At 65.3% G+C, this 17,609-nt stretch carries 13 protein-coding genes and 1 pseudogene; 11 read left to right on the top strand and 3 right to left on the bottom strand.

What is annotated here, in order from left to right; all coding sequences use genetic code 11:
• Positions 1-22: 22 nt before the first annotated feature.
• Positions 23-1,468 (bottom strand): chloride channel protein, encoded by a 1,446-nt coding sequence (locus SHTP_RS24370; RefSeq protein WP_231991215.1) that lies wholly within the window; start codon positions 1,466-1,468, stop codon positions 23-25.
• A 97-nt stretch (positions 1,469-1,565) separates the two neighbouring features.
• On the opposite strand from SHTP_RS24370, the gene SHTP_RS24365 reads away from it, so the two are divergent.
• The 8 genes and pseudogenes from SHTP_RS24365 to SHTP_RS24330 all read left to right on the top strand — a co-directional run bounded on the left by SHTP_RS24365 (position 1,566) and on the right by SHTP_RS24330 (position 9,695).
• Positions 1,566-2,552 carry a pirin family protein gene (locus SHTP_RS24365; RefSeq protein ID WP_096372039.1) on the top strand — a complete coding sequence of 329 codons (987 nt, stop codon included), beginning with the start codon at positions 1,566-1,568 and terminating at the stop codon, positions 2,550-2,552.
• Complete coding sequence (locus tag SHTP_RS24360; RefSeq protein WP_012392337.1) at positions 2,552-3,187, top strand: TetR/AcrR family transcriptional regulator; 636 nt, start codon at positions 2,552-2,554, stop codon at positions 3,185-3,187. The genes SHTP_RS24365 and SHTP_RS24360 overlap by 1 nt, the downstream gene beginning before the upstream one ends.
• 144 nt (positions 3,188-3,331) lie before the next feature.
• Entirely contained in the window at positions 3,332-4,264 is a 933-nt protein-coding gene (locus SHTP_RS24355) for a class I SAM-dependent methyltransferase (protein WP_096372038.1), read from the top strand.
• Between the two features lie 22 nt (positions 4,265-4,286).
• Positions 4,287-5,219: a class I SAM-dependent methyltransferase gene (locus SHTP_RS24350; RefSeq protein ID WP_085981891.1), complete on the top strand. Its 933-nt coding sequence runs from the start codon at positions 4,287-4,289 to the stop codon at positions 5,217-5,219.
• Positions 5,219-6,155 (top strand): annotated as a pseudogene (locus tag SHTP_RS24345) (SAM-dependent methyltransferase). Before SHTP_RS24350 ends, SHTP_RS24345 begins: the two are co-directional and overlap by 1 nt.
• Before the next feature lie 149 nt (positions 6,156-6,304).
• Positions 6,305-7,789, top strand: a complete 1,485-nt coding sequence (locus tag SHTP_RS24340; protein WP_096372037.1) for an aldehyde dehydrogenase family protein — start codon at positions 6,305-6,307, stop codon at positions 7,787-7,789.
• 72 nt (positions 7,790-7,861) lie between these two features.
• A complete protein-coding gene (locus SHTP_RS24335; RefSeq protein ID WP_096372036.1) occupies positions 7,862-8,722 on the top strand; it encodes an SDR family oxidoreductase in 861 nt (286 codons plus the stop codon).
• 4 nt (positions 8,723-8,726) lie between these two features.
• Complete coding sequence (locus tag SHTP_RS24330; RefSeq protein WP_096372035.1) at positions 8,727-9,695, top strand: NADPH:quinone oxidoreductase family protein; 969 nt, start codon at positions 8,727-8,729, stop codon at positions 9,693-9,695.
• 81 nt (positions 9,696-9,776) lie between these two features.
• Here SHTP_RS24330 and SHTP_RS24325 read toward each other — a convergent pair whose 3' ends face one another.
• Together SHTP_RS24325 and SHTP_RS24320 are read right to left on the bottom strand one after the other, a co-directional pair.
• Entirely contained in the window at positions 9,777-10,133 is a 357-nt protein-coding gene (locus tag SHTP_RS24325; RefSeq protein WP_015354139.1) for a DUF6092 family protein, read from the bottom strand.
• Between the two features lie 25 nt (positions 10,134-10,158).
• Complete coding sequence (locus tag SHTP_RS24320; RefSeq protein ID WP_096372034.1) at positions 10,159-10,734, bottom strand: nitroreductase family protein; 576 nt, start codon at positions 10,732-10,734, stop codon at positions 10,159-10,161.
• A 608-nt stretch (positions 10,735-11,342) separates the two neighbouring features.
• Here SHTP_RS24320 and SHTP_RS24310 point away from each other — a divergent pair.
• The 3 genes from SHTP_RS24310 to SHTP_RS24305 all read left to right on the top strand — a co-directional run bounded on the left by SHTP_RS24310 (position 11,343) and on the right by SHTP_RS24305 (position 17,491).
• Positions 11,343-13,421: a protein kinase domain-containing protein gene (locus SHTP_RS24310; RefSeq protein WP_231991214.1), complete on the top strand. Its 2,079-nt coding sequence runs from the start codon at positions 11,343-11,345 to the stop codon at positions 13,419-13,421.
• 45 nt (positions 13,422-13,466) lie between these two features.
• Entirely contained in the window at positions 13,467-14,327 is an 861-nt protein-coding gene (locus SHTP_RS29410) for a hypothetical protein (RefSeq protein ID WP_231991213.1), read from the top strand.
• A gap of 224 nt (positions 14,328-14,551) precedes the next feature.
• Positions 14,552-17,491 carry a protein kinase domain-containing protein gene (locus tag SHTP_RS24305; RefSeq protein ID WP_096372032.1) on the top strand — a complete coding sequence of 980 codons (2,940 nt, stop codon included), beginning with the start codon at positions 14,552-14,554 and terminating at the stop codon, positions 17,489-17,491.
• Positions 17,492-17,609 lie beyond the last annotated feature (118 nt).

The following is a 17,609-nucleotide window of genomic DNA, read 5'->3' as shown; positions in this document are numbered from 1 at the left end:
GGCCCAATCCCGCGGTGTCGCGTCAGTTTCCGCGGTCGGCGGCCCTAGCTGCGCGTTCGGCTTCGGCGGTTTCGCGATTGAGCCGCTGCGCTTCGTAGATGGTGACGTTGGTGCGAGACATCAACAGCGATGCGATCCCGACCGCGAGGATGGCCCCGGGCACCACCGAGAAGGAGCCGGTCATTTCCGCGACCATGATCATGACGGCCAGTGGGGCACGTGAGACGCTGCCGAAACAGGTCATCATCGCCACGACGACGAAGATTCCCGGCGCGTCTGGCACACCGGGCAGTCCGGTTAGCTCGCCCAGTCGCCAGATCGCGGCCCCCACGAAGGCGCCGATGACGATTCCCGGGCCGAACAACCCGCCGGAGCCACCGGTTCCAATGGACAGGGAGGTGGCCAGGATCTTGGCGACCGGCAAGACGATGATGATCCACAACGGGATTGCCATGAGTGCATTGCGATCGGCCGCCAGCTGCGCCCAGCCGTAGCCACTGCTCAAGATCTGGGGAATCAAGAGTCCCATCAGCCCGACCAGCAGTCCGCCGACCGCCGGCTTGATGACCGGACCACCGGGCAGGTGGTGCGCAAGTCCCACCGACGCGTGAAACACCCGCGCGTACAGGTAGCCGATGGCCGCGGCGACCACCCCGATCACCACGAACCACAGCAGGGGCCAGGCCTTTTCGAAGCGATACTCGGCGTCGATGTAGCCGAACAGGGGGTCGAAACCCATGAACGCGCCCAGCACCGCGTACGCCGTGCCGGAGGTGATGAAACCGGGCAACAGACTGCGGTAGTCGAAGTCATCGCGGTAGGTGATCGATGCGGCCAGCACCGCTCCGCCCAGCGGCGCGGCGAAGATAGCGCCGATGCCCCTACCGATACCGAGGGCCACCGCGGTCCGGCCGTCCTCGTCGGATAGGCCCAACCGGCGGGTCAGAAAGGAACAAAAGCCGGCCGAGATCTGTGCGGTGGGGCCTTCCCGGCCACCTGAACCACCCGATCCGATGGTCAGCGCGCTGGCCACCATCTTCACCAGGACCGCCCGGCTGCGGATGCTGCGGGGATTGGTGTGTACCGCCTCGATGGCCTCGTCGGTGCCATGCCCGGTGGCCTCCGGCGCGAATCTGGCCACGATGAATGCCGAGAGCAGCGCACCACCGGTGGTGATCAGCGGAATCGCCCAGGGGCGCACGAAACCGCTGGACCCGTGGCTGCCGCCCTCCCCGACCGGCGTCGGGATGTGGTAGTCCGCAAGGTAACCGAGCAGAAACTCGCCGTTGTATTTCAGCGCGAGATAGAAGACCACCGCGCCAAGCCCGGCGATCCCACCGATCGTGATGCCCAACAGGAACCACTTTTGTAGGTAGCCAGCATTCCTGATCGAGGCGCCGAATCTCCCGCCGGCGGCGGCGGGAGACACCTCTGTTGACTCGTTGGGGTTTGGTTTCTGGTCGCTCACAGCACGGCCCTGACAAGCATTTGGCCATCCTATGACAGACCGGAATAAACGGACTCTAGTCCGGCTATACCGGTAGTCGTTTGAATAGGAGGTAGTGATGCCCGCTGTTACCGCAGACACGCTCACGTTGCCCCGGGTGCGTCCGCCCCGGCCCGTCGACACGGAGCGTCCGGTCCGTTCGATCACATCCGGCCCGCGCGGCTACGAGGGTGAGGGATTCCCGGTGGACCGGGCCTTTGCGGGGGTCGGCATGGCCGACCTGGACCCGTTCGTGCACATGGACCAGATCGGCGAAGTGGAGTACGAGCCGGGAGAGCCTCGGGGCACCGACTGGCATCCGCACCGAGGGTTCGAGACGGTCACCTACATGATCGACGGGAAACTCGCGCACCAGGATTCTCATGGCGGCGGAGGCCTGATCACCGACGGTGCGACGCAATGGATGACGGTCGGATCGGGCATCCTACATATAGAAACACCGCCTGTCGATACCGTCTTGCGCGGCGGAACGTTCCACGGCATTCAGTTGTGGGTGAATCTGCCGCGGAAAAAGAAGTTCACGCCACCGCGCTATCAGGCCATCGAAGGCGGCGACGTTGAGCTGCTCGCGTCCGCGGATGGTGGGGCTCTGGTTCGCATTATCGCCGGCGAGATCGACGGCCATCGCGGGCCCGGAATCACCCATACGCCGATCACCCTCGCGCACGCGACTGTCCACGCTGGTGCTCAGCTGAACATTCCATGGCAGCGTGATCTAAATTCGCTGGTGTACGTTCTGGCTGGCGGTGGCGCGGTGGGGCCGGCCGGCCACCCAATTCACCAGGGGCAACTGGCGGTCATGGGTGCCGGGGACCGGATTACCGTCGTCGCCGACTCTGCGTCGGACAAATATCGTGGTACGGCTCTTGAACTGCTCATCTTGGGCGGTCGTCCGATCCGGGAACCGGTCGTTCACTACGGGCCGTTTGTGATGAATTCCAAGGCCGAAGTGATCGAGGCCTTCGAGGATTATCAATCTGGGAAGTTCCGTAGCATCCCGGCGAACGCGCTGGAGCCGCATCGCGGCGGTGGCACACTTGAGTGATGCAGTTAACGGCCAGCCGAGGTCCAGGCCGTCCCCCCGCCGCGAAAGCTGACGACACCCGCCGGCGCATCGTTGGTGCTGCCCGCGAAGTGTTCAGTGAACGCGGATATGACGGGGCGACGTTCCAGGCGATTGCTGTCAGTGCCGATTTGACCCGGCCGGCGATCAATCACTACTTCGCCAGCAAGCAGGCTTTGTATCGCGAAGTGGTGGTTCAGACCAACGAACTGGTCGTCGCCGCCGGTGTTGAACGGGCTCGCTCGGTGCAGACCCTGCTGGGGCAGCTGTGCACGTTCGTGATGGTGGCGAAGGAGGCCGATGCCTCCCATCCCGCCACCACGGCGTTCCTGGCCACGGCCGTGCTCGAATCGCAGCGGCATCCGGAATTGCGGCGCAGTGACCACGACGCGGTCGCGGCCACCCGCGAATTTCTGGACACCGCCGTTCGCGATGCGATCCAGCGGGGGGAGCTCGAGGCGGGGGTTGACGCGTCTCAGTTGGCGGAGGCGCTGTTGCTCCTGCTGTGCGGCGTGGGCTTCTATGCCGGGTTTGTGGGCAGCTACCGGGACATGGAAAACATCCTGGACACGCTGTGCAAGATGATGGCCGGCACGCTGTGGAAGCCGCGGTCCTAGCGGAGCGGTCGCAGGCGTAATTGCTGGATTACTGGCCAATTGCCGGTGTAGGCCCGGTTGTAGCCCCAACGGTGGATCCGCTTGCCGTGACCTGGGCCACACAGAGTATAGGTTGCCTAACTTACTAGGTAGCATGGTTTGGTCATGACAGAACTTGATGAGGTCGACTCCCTGCGTAGTGATGGTGACAGCTGGACCGTCACCGAAAGTGTTGGCGCGACCGCATTGGGCGTCGCCGCCGCCCGGGCGGTCGAGACGGCCGGTGCCAATCCCCTGATTCGCGACGAGTTCGCCCCGATCCTGGTGTCATCGGCCGGCCCGGCGTGGGCCCGGTTGGCCGATCCCGACATCGGCTGGCTCGATGACGACCCGCACGGGCAACGTCTGCACCGGCTCGGCTGTGACTACCAGGCGGTGCGTACCCACTTCTTCGATGAGTACTTCGCTGCCGCTGCCGGTGCCGGGATCGAGCAAGCGGTGATCTTGGCTGCGGGGCTGGATTGCCGGGCCTACCGCTTGAACTGGCCGCCCGAGGCCGTGGTCTTTGAAATCGAACAGCCGAAGGTATTGGAGTACAAGGCCCAGATCCTGGAATCACACGGGGTGACCGCCGCCGCGACACGACATGGGGTCGCGGTGGATCTGCGTGAGGACTGGCCGGCCGCGCTGCTGCGCGCCGGATTCGACCGGGACCGGCCGACGGCGTGGCTGGCCGAGGGCTTGCTGCCATATCTGCCCGGCGATGCCCAGGACCGACTCTTCGAGATGATCACGGACCTCAGCGCGCCGCGCAGCCGCATCGCCGTCGAGTCGTTCACGATGAACCTGACCGGCAACAAGCAACGCTGGAATCGGATGCGCGACCGGCTGGGTCTGGACATCAACGTCGAGGCGTTGACCTATCGTGAACCGGGCCGCGCGGACGCGGCCGAATGGCTGGCCAATCACGGCTGGCAGGTGCACAGCGTGAGCAACCGGGAAGAGATGGCCCGGCTGGGTCGGCCGGTTCCCGAGGACCTGGTGGACGAGGCGATCACGACCACACTGCTACGAGCATCACTCGAGATTTCGCGATAGAGCGGAGGACGCGATGAGCACAATGCGCACCCACGACGACACGTGGGACATCAGAACCAGCGTCGGCGCGACCGCTGTCATGGTGGCAGCGGCCCGGGCCGTCGAAACCAGCAAGCCCGAGCCGCTGATCCGCGACCCGTACGCCAGGATGCTGGTCACCAACGCCAATGCCGGCGTCATCTGGGAAGCGATGCTCGATCAGGAGATGGTGGCCAAAGTCGAGGCCATCGATGCCGAAACCGCCGCCACCGTCGAGCACATGCGCAGCTACCAGGCGGTCCGGACGAACTTCTTTGACACCTACTTCGCCGACGCGGTCGCGGCCGGGATCCGGCAGGTCGTGATCTTGGCGTCGGGACTGGATTCGCGCGCCTACCGGCTGGACTGGCCGGCGGGCACCACTGTCTACGAGATCGATCAGCCACAGGTGCTGGCCTACAAGTCGGCCACCCTGGCCGAAAACGGGGTAACGCCGGCGGCCGAGCGCCGTGAGGTGGCCATTGACCTGCGCCAGGACTGGCCGAGTGCCCTGCGCGCCGCCGGGTTCGATCCGAGTGCGCGAACCGCATGGCTGGCCGAGGGCTTGTTGATGTACCTGCCCGCCGAGGCGCAAGACCGGCTGTTCACCCAAATTGGCGAACTCAGCTGCGCGGGCAGCCGCATTGCGGCCGAAACCGCGGGCAACCACGCCGATGAGCGGCGCGAACAAATGCGGGAGCGATTCAGAAAGGTCGCCCAGACACTCGGCCTCGAACAAACCATCGACGTGCACGAGCTGATCTACCACGACCCGGACCGCGCGCTGCTCGGACAGTGGCTCAACGAGCATGGCTGGCGGGCCAACGCCCAGAACGCCTGCGACGAGATGCACCGGGTGGGGCGCTGGGTCGAAGGCGTGCCGATGGCCGACGACAAGCAGGCCTACTCCGACTTCGTGACCGCGGAACGGCTGTAATGCCGCGCACCGCCGACGATTCCTGGGACATCGCTACCAGTGTCGGAGCGACCGCGGTGATGGTCGCGCTTGGCTCGGGCCGCCGAGATCGCCAGCGAGACCCCACTGATCCGTGACCAGTTCGCCGAGCCGTTGGTCTCCACCCCCGAGCTGGCGGCGGTTCGCGAACAGGTCGCCGCCTGGTGGGCGCAGACCGATGACGACGATGATCCCGACTTCACCGTCGACTCCCAACAGATGACCGACTATCTGGCCGTGCGCACCCACTTCTTCGATAGCTACTTCATCGATGCGGTAGCGGCCGGGATCCGCCAGGTGGTCATCCTGGCGGCCGGTCTGGATTCCCGCGCCTACCGGCTGGACTGGCCGGGCGGTACCACGGTCTACGAAATCGATCTGCCCAAGGTGCTGGACTACAAGGAACACACCCTGGCCCGCCATGGCGCCGCACCGGTCGCTGCGCTGCGGGCGGCACCGGTCGACCTGCGCCACGATTGGCCGCAGGCGTTACGTGACGCGGGTTTTCAGACGTCGCTTCCGACGGCCTGGCTGGCCGAAGGGCTGCTGCCGTTTCTGCCGGCGGCCGCCCAACACGCGCTGTTCACCGCCATCGACGCCAACAGTGCGACCGGCAGCCGGTTGGCCGTCGAGATGTTCGGGGTAGACGAGGACGCTCGCCGAGCGGCCGAAGAACGGGCCCAGAGGTGGGCCCGGCAGCGCGCCAAGCGCCAGGCCCGCGGTCAGGACACCTCGTTTGATCCCTTTGACCTGTGGTTCGACGACGAAGGCCAGCCCGACCCCGCCGATTGGTTCGCCGCGCACGGCTGGACGACGGATTCGATCCAGGTGGGCGCGGAAGCCCTCCGGCTGGGCCGGACGGCGCACTCGCAGGAAGGGCCGTTCGTCAACCGTTTCGTGACCGCGGGTAAGCCCTGACGAATCCGTCGACCGTTGGCGTTGTGCGGGCGGATGCCCGGATCCGGCACGATCTTTCTATTGCTGCGCTGGCCGGATGACTAGGATCGCGGTTATCACCGGTGTGCGACCACGCGACGTAGCCTGGGCACCGCCGGAAGGGAAGGACAATGATGACCACCGAATCGGTTGCAGCCAAAGCTCAGGAGCGCGGAGCAAACGGAGCCGGCGGAGTTCGAGCCCCGTCCGACGATTCCAAGCCAACCGATGTCGGTGCCACCGTCGCCCGGCTGCGCCAGACGTTTGCCTCCGGGCGGACCCGCAACGTGCAGTGGCGCAAACAGCAACTGCTGCAGCTGCAAAGGTTGATGGAGGAAAACGAAGACGCCATCACCAAAGCGCTGGTCGAGGATCTGGACCGCAACCCGGTAGAGGCGTTCATCGCCGACATCGCAACGACCATCGCCGAAGCGAAGTATGCGGCCAAGAAGGTACGCAAGTGGATGCGGCGCAAGCACGTCTTGCTCGAAGCGCCGCAGTTGCCCGGCCGGGGCTGGGTGCAGTACGAGCCGTACGGCACCGTGCTGATCATCGGCGCCTGGAACTATCCGTTCTATCTGACGCTGGGTCCGGCGGTCGGTGCGATCGCGGCCGGCAACACCGTCGTTCTCAAACCCTCCGAAATCGCCGAGGCATCGTCGCGTTTGATGGCCGAATTGGTGTCCCGCTATCTGGACCGTGACGCGATTGCGGTGATCGAAGGCGACGGCGCGGTGAGCCAGGAGCTGATTGGGCAGGGCCTGGATCGGGTGATGTTCACCGGCGGCACCGAGATCGGCCGCAAAGTCTACGAAGGCGCCGCGCCGCATCTGACCCCGGTCACCCTCGAACTCGGCGGCAAGAGCCCGGTGATCGTCGCCGCGGACGTCGACATCGATGTCGCGGCCAAGCGGATCGCCTGGATCAAACTGGTCAACGGCGGCCAGACCTGTGTTGCTCCCGACTACGTGCTGGCTGACGCAACGATTCGGGACGAACTCGTGGGCAAGATCGGCGCCGCCGTCACCAAGTTCCGCTCCCAAGACGACCCCGACGGGCTGCGGATCGTCAACCGGCGCCAGTTCGACCGGTTGAGCGGCTACATCGCGGCTGCCGAATCCGAAGCCAAGGCCGGGGGTAAGTGCAAGGTTGAGGTGGGCGGCAAGTGCACGGCGGAGAGCCTGCGCATTCAGCCGACCGTGGTCGTCGACCCCGATCCGAGCGGTCCGGTGATGACCAACGAGATCTTCGGGCCGATCCTGCCGGTGCTCACCGTCAAATCGCTGGATGAGGCCATCGGTTTCGTCAACTCACGGCCCAAGCCGTTGTCGGCATACCTGTTCACCAAGTCGCGCGAAATCCGCGAACGGGTGATCAACGAGGTGCCCGCGGGCGGCATGATGGTCAACCACCTCGCCTTCCAGGTGTCGACGGCGAAGTTGCCATTCGGCGGTGTCGGCGCCTCGGGCATGGGCGCCTACCACGGCAAGTGGGGCTTCGATGAGTTCAGTCACCGCAAGTCGGTGTTGACCAAGCCGACTCGCCCCGACCTCTCCAACATCATCTACCCGCCCTACACCGAGCGGGCCTTCAAGCTGGCTCGCCGGCTGTTCTAGCCTGACGCCCATGCCCAACGGCTTCGGCCTGGTGCCGGGCCGAACCCGACCGTGTCAACAGAGAGGAACCTGATGCCCGGAGTACAGGATCGCGTCGTCGTCGTCACCGGAGCCGGTGGGGGACTGGGCCGCGAATACGCGCTCACCCTTGCCCGAGAGGGAGCCAGCGTGGTCGTCAACGACCTCGGTGGGGCTCGCGACGGCACGGGCGCCGGATCGGCGATGGCCGATCAGGTTGTTACCGAGATCCGTGAGGTCGGCGGTCGCGCGGTCGCCAACTACGACAGTGTTGCCACCGAAGACGGCGCGGGGAACATCATCAAGACCGCGCTCGACGAGTTCGGCGCCGTGCATGGTGTGGTGAGCAACGCCGGCATCCTGCGTGACGGAACCTTCCACAAGATGACGTCGGAGAACTGGGACGCCGTGTTGAAGGTGCATCTCTACGGCGGCTACAACGTCGTCCGCGCGGCATGGCCACACTTTCGCGAGCAGAGCTACGGCCGCGTCGTCGTTGCCACCTCCACCAGCGGCCTGTTCGGCAACTTCGGGCAGACCAACTACGGCGCGGCCAAGCTCGGGCTGGTTGGCCTGATCAATACCCTGGCGCTGGAGGGCGCCAAGTACAACATCCATTCCAACGCGGTGGCCCCGATCGCGGCCACCCGGATGACCCAAGACATCATGCCCCCCGAGGTGCTCGAGAAGCTCACGCCGGAATTCGTCGCGCCCGTGGTGGCCTACCTGTGCACCGAGGAGTGCGCCGACAACGGGTCGGTGTTCATCGTCGGCGGCGGCAAGGTGCAGCGCGCCGCGCTGTTCCAGAACGACGGCGCCAACTTCCAGACGCCGCCGTCGGTGCAGGACATTGCGGCGCAGTGGGCTCAGATCACCGATCTGTCCGGCGCGCAAAAAGCCGGATTCAAGCTGTAACTATATGAAAGCTTGTGTCGTACAAGAGCTTTCTGGTCCGTCCGGCCTGGTCTACACCGAGGTAGACGACGTCTCAGATGGCGCCGGCAACGTCGTCATCGACGTTCGGGCGGCCGGGGTGTGCTTTCCGGATCTGCTGCTGACCAAGGGCGAATACCAACTGAAGCTGCCGCCGTCGTTCGTGCCGGGGCTGGAAACCGCGGGTGTCGTGCGGTCGGCGCCCGCGAGGTCGGGCTTTCGGGTAGGAGAACGGGTTTCGGCGTTCGGCGTACTCGGTGGCTACGCCGAACAAGTGGCGGTTCCGGTTTCCAACGTGGTGCGCAGCCCGGCCGAACTCGATGACGCCGAAGCGGTGTCATTGCTGGTCAACTACAACACCATGTACTTCGCACTGGCTCGCCGGGCCGCGATGCGGCCGGGTGAGACGGTGTTGGTGCTCGGTGGTGCCGGCGGAGTTGGCACGGCGGCCATCCAGATCGCCAAGGCGATGGGCGCCGGCCAGGTGATAGCCGTGGTGCACCGGGAGGGTGCGATCGACTATGTCGCCTCGGTGGGAGCCGATGTGGTGCTGCCCTTGACCGAGGGCTGGGTCGAGGAGGTGCACAAGCACACGCACGGGCGGGGCGTGGATATCGTGGTCGACCCGATTGGTGGCCCGGTCTTCGATGATGCGATTCGCGCGCTGGCGATCGACGGCAAGCTCCTGGCGATCGGCTTCGCCGCGGGCAGCATCCCGACGCTCGCGGTCAATCGCTTGCTGCGGCGCAACGTCGGCGTGCTGGGTGTCGCGTGGGGCGAATACCTCAACCGGGTGCCCGGTTCGGTGTACTTGTTCTCCTGGGGGCTCAATCACCTGGTTTCCCTGGGGCTGAGACCGCCTCCGCCGCAGCGTTTTCCGCTCAGCGAGGCGCAAGCCGCGCTGCAGAGTCTGGCCGACGGCGCCGTGCTGGGCAAGATCGTTCTGGAGCCGTAGCGGGTGCGGGCCGGCCCGTGCCGGCGTGATTTGCGGCTCGTCGGACAGAGGTGGGACGACGAGGCCGCGAAGGCAACGATGCTATGAGGTTGGTGGCTCGGTGGGCGATTCGGTCGCCCGATCGCTGGGCAGCCCGGAACCCGCTGCTACTTGGCGTCGGTTCGCGACCTCTTTGGCGAACTCCTTCGCGATGCAGTGAAGGTATTCCGACAGCGCGGCCGGATCGCCGAGCACCTGTTGTATTCGCTGTTCGATCGTTTTCATCTTCGCCTGTGCGAAATCGTCATCGGTCTCCTGCGCCACGATTTCAAGGATTCGCATGCCGGCGCCGACGAAGTGCAGTGCGGTAATCGCGGGCGCCTCTTGATCTGTGAGCGCCGCCGATCCAAGAAGGTACGCGACGATGGAGACGAGTTCGTCCTGTGTGGGCTTCTTCACGGAAATCCCCGCCCTTCTACACAATTCATGGTGCGGTGCTCTCGGTCGGCTTCCCGAACCGGTTGTAATGCACCCCCGGTTGGAACGCGGCGCGGGGCGGGGCGGGCAGTGGGTTGCGGATCGGAATACCGATGCCGATGACGACATCTGGCCGAATGTGATCAGGAATATCCAGTACCGCTTGGACCGCGCCCTCGGTAAAGCTGCCGACGGTACAGATTCCGACGCCGAGTCCGACTGCTGCGAGGGTGATATGCGCCAGGGCGGCACCCGCATCGAGTTTCGCGTAGATGTCCACCGCGCGCGATCCCGCTAATGCAGCCGCCTTGTCGACATCGGTGCCCAGAACAATGGCCGCCGTTGCGTTGCTGACCCAGCCGGGCACGACGTCGCCGAGTGTTGCGACCGAGGCGGGCTCGGTAACCACGACGATGTGACGAACTCCCGGCCGGAATGTCTGGGCACTTGCCGCCGCCTCGACCAGGGCACCGATTGCTTCAGTCGAAAGCTCTGTTTGCTCGAAGTCGCGGTGAGTGCGCCTTTTGCGGAAGGCGTCCCACAATTTCAGATCTCTGTGGTCGTGATCAGCACTGGTACCCATATGCCTCCAGCCCGGTCCAAAGTCTGAGCGAGCCCCTCCACCGCCAGCCCGCCAAGCCGACAGCGCTTCGCCAGATAATCAGCGGCGCAAACGTCATGACTTCTCATAACGTCATCGAGACCGCGCGCATCACGTGTCGCCGCTGGCCACCAGGTCAAGGATTCGTGCCGAACCTTGGGCTGTCCGCTTCCTGACTATCACAGACCGTGATGCTTGGCACCCTGACGCGCCAGGCGGAGGGTGTTTGCCGGGTGCGGTCGAGTCATCGTCGCAATGGTTGATGCCTCTGGTGGGGCCACCGAGTGCTGTAGCGGTCAGAGACCTCGGAGTTGCTGCACGAAATCGCAACTATCCGTCTGAGATTGAAGAGTTGGTTGGCCAGCACTGCCCACCGCGGCGGAATCCGCCCGTCCAAGACCGGCGCGAGTGTTGTCCAGGCGAACGTGAATTTCTATCGCCGAGCCGGCAACATCCCGATCCGCGCGCACCTGCTGGACGAAGGTTTGGTGAGACGAGGAACCGGCCGATGGCCGGGTAGAGTGCTTTAACCGGCGTTTACTCAGGGTGATTGCTCGACGAGGGCGGGATGCGCGATTGCGGATCGTGGGATGGTTAGTCAGCTGATCGGGCAGTTGGGCGCGGATGGGTTTGCCGACGCGGTCGAGGTGGGCCGTGGTGGTTTCGGGGTGGTGTACCGGGCCCGGCAGGTGGAATTGGATCGGGTGGTGGCGGTCAAGGTGCTGACCGCTGATCTGGAACAGAACCGGCCACGTTTTGAGCGTGAGCAGCGCGCGATGGCCAGATTGACCGGCCACCCCAACATCGTCTCGGTGCTGCAGGTGGGGCACACGCCCGGCGGCTATCCGTACCTGGTGATGCCGTTTTGCTCGCGCGGATCGGTGCAGGAGGTGATCACCGAGTGCGGCGGGTTGGCGGTCAGCGAGGTGCTGCGGCTGGGGGTGGCGGTAGCCGCGGGTCTGGAATCCGCCCACCGGCTCGGCATCGTTCATCGTGATGTCAAACCGGCCAATGTGTTGCTCACCGAGTTCGGTGACCCGGCCCTGACCGATTTCGGGATCGCCCACATGGTCGGCGGATTCCACACCGCCAGCGGCGTTTTCTCAGCCACCCCGGACTTCACCGCCCCGGAAGTCCTCAGCGGCAAAGAACCCGACCAGGCCTCAAACGTCTACGGGCTGGGAGCGACCCTGTTTTGCGCGTTGACCGGCCAACCACCGTTTGCCCGCCGCGACGGGGAAGTGCTCATGGCGCAGCTGCTGCGCACCGCCACCGAGTCCGCGCCCGACCTGCGCGCATACGGCGTTGACGACGACCTAGCCGTGGTGATTGGCGCGGCGCTCGCACCCGAACCCACTGCCCGCCCGGCCATGGTTGAGTTCGGCGAGGCGCTGCAAGAGCTTCAGGCCACCCGCGGCTTGGCCCTCGACGCGATGGCGTTGCAGGGCGCCAAGCACACGGGCAAGACCGCCGCCGCCCGACCCGTGCCGCCGCCGCGAGTCCGGGGCAACCTGCCTGCTCCGTTGAGCGAGTTCGTCGGCCGCGCCGCCGAACTCGCGGCGCTGGCCGAGCTGTTCTCGACCGCGCGGTTGGTGACACTGGTCGGGGTCGGCGGGGTCGGCAAGACCACCCTGGCGCTGCGGGCCGCGCGCACCCGGGCCGCCGACTATCCAGCCGGGGTGTGGGTGATCGACATCGGCGAGTTGCGCGACGGCGCCCTGCCGCCCGGGCTGGCCGCGGGCGCCCTGGGAATCCACGATCAGGGCAGCAGGGCGCTGCCCGAGGTGATGGTCGACGCCATCGGCGAACGCGAAATGTTGCTGGTGTTCGACAACTGTGAACACGTCATCGACGAGGCCGCCGCGCTCATCGACACCCTGCTGCGCGGCTGCCCGAGGTTACAGATCGTGGCGACCAGCCGCGAACTACTCAGCCTCGACGGCGAAGCCGTGTTCGCCGTCTCCCCGCTGCGCTACCCAGACACCACCACCGGCACCAGCCGAGCCGCTTTCGCCGACTACGACGCGGTAGCTCTATTCGTTGAGCGGGCACAAGCCGCTCGGCCCGGCTTCACCCTTACCGAGCACAACGCCGGCGCCATTGCGCTCATCTGCTCGCGCCTCGACGGGGTCCCGCTGGCCGTCGAACTCGCCGCCGCGCGCGTGCGTGCCATGTCGGTGCAACAGATCGCCGCCCGGCTCTCCGAAAGCTTCGCGCTGCTCAGCCGCGGCTACCGCGGGTCGCCGACGCATCAACAAACCCTGCGCTGCTGCATCGACTGGAGCTACCAGCGCTGTTCCACTGCCGAACAACAACTCTGGGCGCGCCTTTCGGTATTTGCCGGCAGCTTCGACCTGGACCTGGCCCACCACGTCTGCGCCCCCGACACCTGCCCCGATGACCTGCTCGACCAGCTCTGCGAACTGGTCGACAAGTCGATCCTGAGCCGCATCGACAACAACGACGACGCCGAAGTGCGCTTTCGACTGCTGGCCACACTGCGCGAATACGGCGCATCGTGCCTGACCGCGGCCGACCACCAGCTCCTACGGCAACGCCACCTCGATGGGTATCGGCAACTAGTGGCCAAGGCCCACGCCGAATGGTTCAGCGAGCACCAAGTCAACTGGATCCGCCGCATGCGCCGCGAGCTGCCCAACGTCCAGTAAGCCCTGCAGTTCGGCCTGACTCATGCCCCCGACACCGCCCTGGAAATGGTCGCCGACCTGCGCATGCTCTTTATTGTCTCCGGCAAACTGAAGGAGGGCCGCCGCTGGCTCGATAGGGCATTGAGCGCTACCCCCGAGAGCTCAACAAAGAACCGGATCCGGGGGCTTACCACCGGAGTCGGTTTCGCTTACTTTCAGATGGACTGGCCGGCCGTGACGCAGTGGTTGGCCGAGGCCCGCAACCTGCTCGAGCTCGAGCCTTATCCCGAGATGGATGGCTTGCTCTGCGGCTACGACGGGTTCTCGACCTTACTGCGCGGCGAAATCGACCAGGCCCGCGTCAGTGCCGAACGCGGACTTGCCATCACCGGCGATTATGACGATTACCAGGTCCGAATTGGGTGCATGTGGGTGATGTCATTTCACTCCCCGCTGGTCGGTGACGCCGATCAGGCGCTGCACTGGGCTGAACGGGCATACGCCTTGGCCGAATCACGCCACGAGGTGCAGATGCGGACGTTCACCGTGAGTGCACTCGTAGTCGGCTGGCTCACGCGGGGCGATGTTGAACACGCCGATAGTGCGCTCCGGAAAGCCCTCGAGCTGTGCCGCGCCAGCGACTACCCCTTTGCTGGCGCCCAATGCTTGGAGGGAATGGCCTGGACGTCGGCGGCCAACAACAATCTGCGACGCGCGGTGGTCCTGATGACGGCCGCCGCCACGATCAGCCAGATAACTACCGGTTCCAGCACAACATTTTTTGCTGTGATGGGTCCATTTCATGCCGACTGCGAACGTCGGGCCCGCGCCGAATTATCCGAGACGGAGTTTGAAAGCGCTCGCATTCAGGGAGAATCACTAACCTTCGATGAGGCAGTGGCTTTTGCGTTGGGCCACGAATGGTAGCTGCCTGAAGTTTGCCGGACCATGCGTGGCGTGCCCGCCGCACTGACCAAGCCGCGACGCATCGGACCGCTCATAGTGGTCGGGGTCGGCTACATCGCGCACCGATCGAATCGGTGAATCGCGGTCAGAACCGGTCACAGAATCACTACACTCGTCAATTAGCGAGCAAGACTGTTCGACGCAAGGCGTGTGGCTTGATCAACCCTCTGGCTGAGTAGCTCAACGTGGATGGCTTTGCCGACGCCGCGGAAGTCGGTCGCGGCGGTTTCGGTGTCGTGTATCGCTGCCGGCAAGTCGATCTGGATCGGGTAGTGGCGATCAAGGTGCTGACCATCGACCTTGACGAGAACCGGCCTCGCTTCGAGCGTGAGCAGCGGGCGATGGCCAAGCTGACCGGGCATCCCAACATCGTCTCTGTGCTCCAGATCGGTGAAACCCGCGACGGCCACCTGTACCTGGTGATGCGGTATTGCCGGCGGGGTTCCGTGCAAACCGAAATCAGTCGGTTGGGCCGGCTATCGTTGGCGGACGTCTTGCAGCTCGGCGTCGCCCTGGCGGCGGGGCTGGAATCGGCACACCGGCTGGATATCCTGCATCGGGATATCAAACCGGCCAATGTGTTGCTCACCGATTTCGGCGAGCCCGCCCTGACCGATTTCGGGCTCGCCCACATGGCCGGCGGATTCAGAACAGCCACCGGCCTGTTCACCGCCTCCCGGGCCTTTACCGCCAGCGAGCTGGCTCGCGGCGGTGAACCCGATCGTGCGTCGGATGTATACGGAGTGGGCGCGACGCTGTTTTGCGCGCTGACCGGTCACCCTCCCTTTGAGCGCCGCAAGGGCGAATCGGTGATCGCGCAGATATTGCGGGTGGCCAACGATCCAGTTCCCGATCTAGCCGAGTATGACGTCGCCGAAGACGTCGCGTCGGTGGTGAACAGGGCACTGTCTCGTGACCCAGCGGCTCGACCCACCATGGTCGAGCTTGGTGAGGCGATTCAGAGTCTGCAGGCCGCCCATGGCCAGGCCGTCGACGCAATGGCGCTGGAGGGCGGCAAGCGGTCCACCTCCGTCTCAAGCGAATCAGCCTGGCACGTATCGGCAAGACAAACTCGAGGAAATCTGCCCGCGAAGCTCGCGGGTTTTGTCGGGCGCCAGGCCGAACTCGCCGAGCTTGGTGCCCTGATCTCGACGTCGCGACTGGTCACCTTGACCGGGGTGGGCGGGGTCGGCAAGACCTCCCTGGCGGTGCAGGCTGCCGGGGAACATGTGTCCCATTTCCACGATGGCGTGTGGCTGGTCGACATCGGCGAGCTCAGCGACGGGGCGCTACTGGCCGGGCTGGCGGCGCGCATGTTGGGTATTCGGGATCAGGGTGCAAGACCGCTGACCGAGGTGCTCACCGACGCCCTCGCCGAACGCGATGCGCTGGTGATCTTCGATGGCTGCGAACACGTCATCGACCACGCCGCCCAGCTCATTGACACACTGCTGCAAGGCTGCCCGCAGCTGCACATCCTGGCAACCAGCCGCGAACTCCTCGGTATCGGCGGGGAGGCGGTGCTGGCCCTGTCCCCACTGCCCTACCCTGACGCAGCGTCCGTTTCCAGCCGCAGCAGCGTAGCCCGCTATGACGCCGTGGCTTTGTTCGTGGAGCGTGCCCGCACCGCCCGACCCGGCTTCACCTTGACCCAGCGCAACGCGGCCGCGGTTGCCCGTATTTGCGAGCGGCTCGACGGATTGCCGTTGGCAATCGAGTTGGCCGCCGCACGCCTGCGTGCCATGTCGGTCGAGCAGATCGCCGACCGGCTCTCGGACCGCTTTGGCTTGCTGACCCGTGGCCAGCGCGGCGCACCAACCCGTCAGCAAACCTTGAGCTACTGCATCGATTGGAGCTACGACCACTGCACGCCCATCCAACAACAGTTGTGGGCGCGGTTATCGGTGTTCGCCGGCAGCTTCGACCTCGACGCGGCCCAATACGTCGCCCCGCAAGATATGGACGCCGACGACCTGCTCGACGAACTTTGCGCACTGGTGGACAAGTCGATCCTCATTCGCACCGAAGATGATGGTGCGGTGCGGTTTCGGCTGCTGAGCACGATGCGTGAGTATGGCAATTCACGCATCGACGCTGAGCAGTACCAAGGCCTGCAACAGTCACACTTCGACTGGTGTGAGCGGCTGGTGACCCAGGCTCACCTCGAATGGTTCAGTCAAAAGCAGGTCTGCTGGATTCACCGCCTGCGCAGCGAACTTCCCAATATCGAGGAGGCGCTGCAGTTCGGGCTGGAAAAGGCTCCGGAGAGCGTCCTGCTGATGGCGGCCAAGCTCCGCAATCTCTTTGTCGCCTCAGGGAAATTACAGGTCGGAAGGCTTTGGGTGGAGCGGGCGTTGAGCACGACGACCTCCGCTCAGCCATCCGGTGCACGGATCGCCGCCCTTGCCGCCCTCGCAATGTTTGCCGTCCTACAGACTGACTGGCCGACCGCACAATCATGTGTGGCGCAAGCACACGAACACGGCGCGGCGGTGCCCGACCCCATTGCCGAATCGCTGCTCGGGGTTGCGCGGGGCCTCGGCGCTCTGCTGCAAGGGCAGGTTGAGCAGGTCCAGACCGATGCCGAGCAAGGATTGGCCGCGGGCGACTTTGAGCTGCAAGTGCTCGGCATGTGGCTGATGTCGCTGCGCCACTTGGCAGTTGGCGATCCTGAACCCGCACTGCGCTGGGCGGAGAAAGCCCACTCGGTGTCCGAATCGCGTGTCGAAGTCCAGATGCGGACATACTCCTTGAGCGCCCTGGCGGTGAGCCACCTGATGCTGGGCGACACCGGGTCCGCCGAGCGCAGCCTGCGGGAGGGCCTGAAACTGTGTCAGGTGATCGATGATCCCTGGTCGGGGGCCAGCTACCTGGAGGGGCTGGCCTGGACCGCCGGGGCCAACGGAAACCTGCGACGTGCCGTGGTGCTGATGGCAGCGGCCGCCGCGCTGAGCCGCTCCAGCGGAGCGGGATCCACCGTCATAGCGCTGGTGGGGTCCATGCACCAGCAGTGCGAACGCGCGGCACGGGAAGAGCTATCCGACGCCGTCTTTGAGGCTGCCCGCGTCGAAGGTGAGTCGCTGAGCTTCGACGAGGCGGCGGACGTTGCGCTGACCGAGCCGTAGCGCGGAGCTTTCCTTCCCGGCCGCAAGGCGATCCGGCTCCTCGCCATGGGGTGGGTATTCGCCGGGCGCAGCGGGCGCCTCCATCACGGGTGGGCGCCGCGGCGAGATCGGTGTCCAA

The organism is Mycobacterium ulcerans subsp. shinshuense, from assembly GCF_002355775.1.
Lineage (GTDB): Bacteria > Actinomycetota > Actinomycetes > Mycobacteriales > Mycobacteriaceae > Mycobacterium > Mycobacterium marinum.
The sequence above is the reverse complement of the archived record's forward strand: the minus strand, read 5'-3'. Positions and strand labels throughout refer to the sequence as shown.

Coding starts and splice junctions, on each gene's coding strand:
- SHTP_RS24365 (WP_096372039.1), top strand. CDS start 1,566: ATGCCCGCTGTTACCGCAGACACGCTCACGTTGCCCCGGGTGCGTCCG.
- SHTP_RS24360 (WP_012392337.1), top strand. CDS start 2,552: ATGCAGTTAACGGCCAGCCGAGGTCCAGGCCGTCCCCCCGCCGCGAAA.
- SHTP_RS24355 (WP_096372038.1), top strand. CDS start 3,332: ATGACAGAACTTGATGAGGTCGACTCCCTGCGTAGTGATGGTGACAGC.
- SHTP_RS24350 (WP_085981891.1), top strand. CDS start 4,287: ATGCGCACCCACGACGACACGTGGGACATCAGAACCAGCGTCGGCGCG.
- SHTP_RS24340 (WP_096372037.1), top strand. CDS start 6,305: ATGATGACCACCGAATCGGTTGCAGCCAAAGCTCAGGAGCGCGGAGCA.
- SHTP_RS24335 (WP_096372036.1), top strand. CDS start 7,862: ATGCCCGGAGTACAGGATCGCGTCGTCGTCGTCACCGGAGCCGGTGGG.
- SHTP_RS24330 (WP_096372035.1), top strand. CDS start 8,727: ATGAAAGCTTGTGTCGTACAAGAGCTTTCTGGTCCGTCCGGCCTGGTC.
- SHTP_RS24320 (WP_096372034.1), bottom strand. CDS start 10,734: ATGGGTACCAGTGCTGATCACGACCACAGAGATCTGAAATTGTGGGAC.
- SHTP_RS24310 (WP_231991214.1), top strand. CDS start 11,343: ATGGTTAGTCAGCTGATCGGGCAGTTGGGCGCGGATGGGTTTGCCGAC.
- SHTP_RS29410 (WP_231991213.1), top strand. CDS start 13,467: ATGGTCGCCGACCTGCGCATGCTCTTTATTGTCTCCGGCAAACTGAAG.